The sequence below is a fragment of the Chlorogloea sp. CCALA 695 genome (assembly GCF_003003885.1).
Taxonomy (GTDB): Bacteria; Cyanobacteriota; Cyanobacteriia; order Cyanobacteriales; family Chroococcidiopsidaceae; genus Aliterella.
Genome location: NZ_PVWN01000123.1, coordinates 1 through 4089 on the forward strand (window position 1 = coordinate 1; position 4089 = coordinate 4089).

8 protein-coding genes are annotated in these 4089 nt (G+C 39.3%); 4 read left to right on the top strand and 4 right to left on the bottom strand.

The features are described 5' to 3' along the window. On the bottom strand, nucleotides 1–386 hold a 386-nt coding region (locus C7B70_RS25095), incomplete at its 3' end, for a DEAD/DEAH box helicase (RefSeq protein WP_146134176.1). Between the two features lie 38 nt (nucleotides 387–424). Continuing rightward, a complete protein-coding gene (locus C7B70_RS25100) occupies nucleotides 425–685 on the bottom strand; it encodes a DNA-binding transcriptional regulator (RefSeq protein ID WP_233221149.1) in 261 nt (86 codons plus the stop codon). 236 nt (nucleotides 686–921) lie between these two features. Here C7B70_RS25100 and C7B70_RS25105 point away from each other — a divergent pair, with 236 nt between their 5' ends. Beyond that, complete coding sequence (locus C7B70_RS25105; protein ID WP_106371599.1) at nucleotides 922–1203, top strand: type II toxin-antitoxin system Phd/YefM family antitoxin; 282 nt, start codon at nucleotides 922–924, stop codon at nucleotides 1201–1203. Next, a complete protein-coding gene (locus tag C7B70_RS25110; RefSeq protein WP_106371600.1) occupies nucleotides 1166–1432 on the top strand; it encodes a Txe/YoeB family addiction module toxin in 267 nt (88 codons plus the stop codon). Before C7B70_RS25105 ends, C7B70_RS25110 begins: the two co-directional genes overlap by 38 nt. 58 nt (nucleotides 1433–1490) lie before the next feature. On the opposite strand, the gene C7B70_RS25115 is transcribed toward C7B70_RS25110, so the two are convergent. Beyond that, a complete protein-coding gene (locus C7B70_RS25115; RefSeq protein WP_106371603.1) occupies nucleotides 1491–1727 on the bottom strand; it encodes a hypothetical protein in 237 nt (78 codons plus the stop codon). A gap of 468 nt (nucleotides 1728–2195) precedes the next feature. After that, nucleotides 2196–2495, bottom strand: a complete 300-nt coding sequence (locus C7B70_RS25120) for a cell division protein SepF (protein ID WP_106371601.1) — start codon at nucleotides 2493–2495, stop codon at nucleotides 2196–2198. Nucleotides 2496–3496: 1001 nt separating this feature from the next. Here C7B70_RS25120 and C7B70_RS27440 point away from each other — a divergent pair. Next, nucleotides 3497–3742, top strand: a complete 246-nt coding sequence (locus C7B70_RS27440) for a deoxyribodipyrimidine photo-lyase (RefSeq protein ID WP_199192567.1) — start codon at nucleotides 3497–3499, stop codon at nucleotides 3740–3742. 60 nt (nucleotides 3743–3802) lie between these two features. Beyond that, nucleotides 3803–4089: hypothetical protein (locus C7B70_RS27445; protein WP_199192568.1), on the top strand; the 287-nt coding region annotated here is incomplete at its 3' end.

Below are 4089 nucleotides of genomic sequence, written 5' to 3' on the forward strand. Positions count from 1 at the left end.
CCGGGGTCGTCGGCAAGTAGAAAACGTATTCTTGGCTGCTTGAGAAAGTAATCGTAGACTGCTTCAAGTTGATGGGGTAGAGGATCTACTCGCGCAACGGTTAGGGCAAAAAATGGATCGTATTCGTAAGCTAAACCCAAACGCATTGCTTCTATGGCGTGGCGAAACTTGTCTGAGTTGCCATTAAATAATTCTTGCTCTGGTGTAGATTCAAGTTCTGTTAATTGCTCTATTGTCAAAATTGGCTGATGGACTTGATTTGTGTTGAGTCCTTGCCCGATCAGCTTAATCGATTTTCCTATCGGCATTACGGTCAAAACTTTCACGGGTTCCGAGAAGATGGAACCGCGCAGGACAATACCAGGCTTGAGTTGTTCTACTTGCAAGATAATTCTCTACTTGTTCTGGGAAATCGGCTGATAATTTAGTTAGAAGCGTATTTTTTTAGTAACTCTCGACCGCGATCGCCCATTTGCTCAAGCATCGCCTCAATCTTCTGCATAGCAAGGGGCGATGGAGTCACCATTGTATTTTCCCATCGGTTGGTACTTGAGCAAGTAACCCCCAGTGATAGCGCTAATTGCTCTTGAGTTAGACCAAGATGCGATCTCATCTCGCGGATTAACTTGCCTGCTTGTGGCTGTTTAATTACTAGCGGTTTAGTAACAATCATTTGTTTTAACATTGTCAAATATGATGTCCATATGCTGCATCATATTCATTGCATTAAAAATATGTAATGGGTGGGTGTACGGAATAATCGGCTAATTTATTCTTGTGACAAATTAAATTCAGTGTAATCACTTAAGCATTACAAGAGCGATTCCTTGGTGAATGCTAATTGCGCTAACGCGCCAATAACTGGAGATGACCAGATGTGTACGCAATAACGTACAATAGGGAAAATAGTAAATAAAACCAATGGACGTACTTTCAGCTACAAAAGCAAGAGCTAACCTGTTTCGTTTGATTGATGAGACTGCTGAGGCTCATAAGCAAGTTTTAATTACTGGGCAGCGAAACAATGCTGTATTAGTTTCTCAGGAGGATTGGAACGCTATTCAGGAAACACTGTATTTAGCCTCGATACCAGGTATGGCAGAGTCAATTATTGAAAGTGGTCAAACTCCAGTAGAAGAGTGTATTAATTTAGAGGAATTGAAACTTGGTTTGGCAAGTAGTGCTGACGAAACAAGCAGCTAAAGACGCGCAAAATTTAGTTAACGCTAAACTTTGGAGTAATGCAGAAAGATTATTAGAAGTATTAGCAGTAAACCCTTTTCAAAACCCGCCACCTTATGAAAAATTAGTAGGAAACCTAGCAGGGTTCTACTCGCGCCGAATTAACATTCAACATCGTATGGTTTATCAAGTTTTGAGAGACATTAATACAGTTAAAGTAGTAAGAATGTGGAGCCATTACGAATTGTAGCTCAGTTAAGAACTCAAAAATTCTGTCAATTTTTCAAGTAGCGCGAATTAGGAATTAACTATCGCTCGTTAAATTCGTTGAGCAACTCAGTTAAGCTCCACCCAGAACCATAAACTGATTCATCTCTTGGAGTTCCGAGGAAAACCTCTTTGTTTACTACTGGCTGTTGAATCGTCTCCATTGCGGATTGTTGGAATGCTTCAACGGCTTCTTCAATGGCGGAATCATTTAATGGTGGCGGCGGAGTTTGGGGTTTTGTTGGGCGCTTAACTTTTATGATGTTCTTGGAATTCATAGAGAAAATGAAAAGTATTGCAAGAATTACGACTAAAGCGTTGTCGCACAATTAATTCAATTCTAAACTAACTCAAATGTGATTGCCTGCAAAAGATTAGAATAGTAGTACAAAAATAGTACAGACGAAGAATACACATCTTCTGGTTCCGTCGAGACTTAGGTTTGGGTGACAACGAGATAGTTACGCTATCTACCGCCGACAAAGCAGAAGTCTTACCCTGCTTCATCATCGATCCTTGGTTCTACGGGTAAACCGAAGCTGCTATAAGGGGCAACATCGGAAATTTCGCCGTTTGTAGCTAAGTCTTAAGTCTTACAATGTTTGAGCCTTCGTGAAAGCTCAGTTTTTAAATTCTGTAACCTTTACACAGTCAATGTTTTGAGTTATGTCGCCCCTTATAGCAACTTCGCGCTTATCTACCCTATTTAATTAGTTCACGTCCAATTTCGATACACGAATGGTTCTTTATACTGAAATTACGCTTGATTGATTAATGACCTGAACGGAATTTGGAGTAAACAGGAAAGTTTGTTTACCAATCAATTGACTATGACCATTAATGGCATAAGCACCACCAGTAATAAAGTCTACTACTCGCTGTGCCTCGTCAAACTCCAATTTACTCAATTTCAAAATTACAATTTTCCATTGGTACAAAGCTTGAATTGCTGAACAGGCTTCTAAAGAGTCGAGTGGTTCTATAATTACTATTTCAGGAACTTTATTAGTGATTCTATGTAGTTCGAGCAGATTGTTTTGATACATACTAAGTTCTTCTCTCAAACTATTTTAAAAACCCATTTATTTTCCAGCCATCAACGCTCTAAGTGTTATTTAAAAATTTAATACTTAAAGATAGAAATATAGTTGTACAGAAGCAGCTAAATAATTAAGGCTAGTCAGTTTTATTCTCAACCAATTATTATTGAAAGCGCCACAGTAAAAATACTGAATGATTGAAAGTGCTTACTAATGCAAGCCTGTAATTATACAGGAGACGAGTAGATATTAAATAAGCTTTAAGTTAAAGGACTTTTAAGAAAGAGAAAAGAGAAGATTAAAATATTCAACTAAGTTAGACAACTTTAAAGGATTTCTTAACAAAGAATAGGATCAATAATTGCAAACAACAGTAGACTTTGATGATTGTCCTAGGTGGAGATAATATACTTTAATATTGCTACTCCAAGACGACGGAAAAACCCTTTCGTCGATTTCTGAACCTGTATTCGATGATAGGGCGAAGCTTATTTAATCGGTATAACAGGGTCAACGAGGTTTTTGCAGACGAATACTTTGATCAAAAAGGATTGTTGCTACTATCATCAGCTACTTGTTCCTCTTTTAGTGCGGCTTCTTGCAGGAGTAAAACTGCTAATCTTCTATAAGCCTCAGATCCGATGTGTTAAGAGTAGGTATGAGACAAGCTATAGACCTATACCAAGTTTTCACCATCAAAAACCCTAATATCTTCCAACCAGCTTTTGCATTTAGGTTTGAGGGAATTGGTAGTATTTACGGCATCTGTCCATCTTTTAAATTCCTGCGAAAACCCTTTAGTTAAGACTCGAAGCATGAAATTTGAATGCAGTTTGGTATGTAATTCCTATTTTGACTTAACTCGCGCAAATTGTTCGCGCGTTAATAAGCGATGATCGCAAAGGGTTGGATAGCATGGACGCAAATAAGCATACTGCCTTCAGCATAGCTTACTAAAAAGTAGGATAATGAAAGAGTAGGTAGTACAAAAATAGTACAAGTTACGAATGCACATCCTCTGGTTTAGACGGGACTTACGCCTTCGAGATAATGAAATAGTTACGCCATCTAGCACCGATAACGCGGAAGTCCTACCCTGTTTTATTATCGATCCTTGGTTCTACGAGCAGGCAGAAGTAGGCAAAGCCAGGGTCAAGTTCTTGTTTGAGTCTTTAGAAGACCTGGATAGAAACCTTAGAGCGCGGGGAAGTCAACTCTACTTGTTTGAAGGTAATAGCACTGACGTAATCTAAGAGCTTACCCGCCAGTTAATCCAAAAAGGCGATCGCCCTAAACTGTTTTTCAACCATGATGTGCAAGTACAGTACGGCATTGAACGCGATCGCCAAATCATAGATTTTTACCGCCAACACAACCTCGATTACCACCAAGGGCTAAACAACTTTCTACAAACCGATAGTGATCGCCGAGATGAGTGGTTTAACGAATATTACACCTACCTGCGGCAACCTCAACATCCAGTGCCAGAAAGCATTAACACGCCCCAGCTTCAGCTTGACATCCCTCAGCTTACCTTCAGTCAGTTGAAGCAAAAGTATAGCCAATTTTGGGAAACAGAGAATACCTATTTCAGTGGCGG

Excerpts from the sequence above, each read along its gene's own strand:
- C7B70_RS25100 (WP_233221149.1), bottom strand. The coding sequence starts at position 685 with ATGTTAAAACAAATGATTGTTACTAAACCGCTAGTAATTAAACAGCCA.
- C7B70_RS25105 (WP_106371599.1), top strand. The coding sequence starts at position 922 with ATGGACGTACTTTCAGCTACAAAAGCAAGAGCTAACCTGTTTCGTTTG.
- C7B70_RS25115 (WP_106371603.1), bottom strand. The coding sequence starts at position 1,727 with ATGAATTCCAAGAACATCATAAAAGTTAAGCGCCCAACAAAACCCCAA.
- C7B70_RS25120 (WP_106371601.1), bottom strand. The coding sequence starts at position 2,495 with ATGTATCAAAACAATCTGCTCGAACTACATAGAATCACTAATAAAGTT.
- C7B70_RS27440 (WP_199192567.1), top strand. The coding sequence starts at position 3,497 with ATGCACATCCTCTGGTTTAGACGGGACTTACGCCTTCGAGATAATGAA.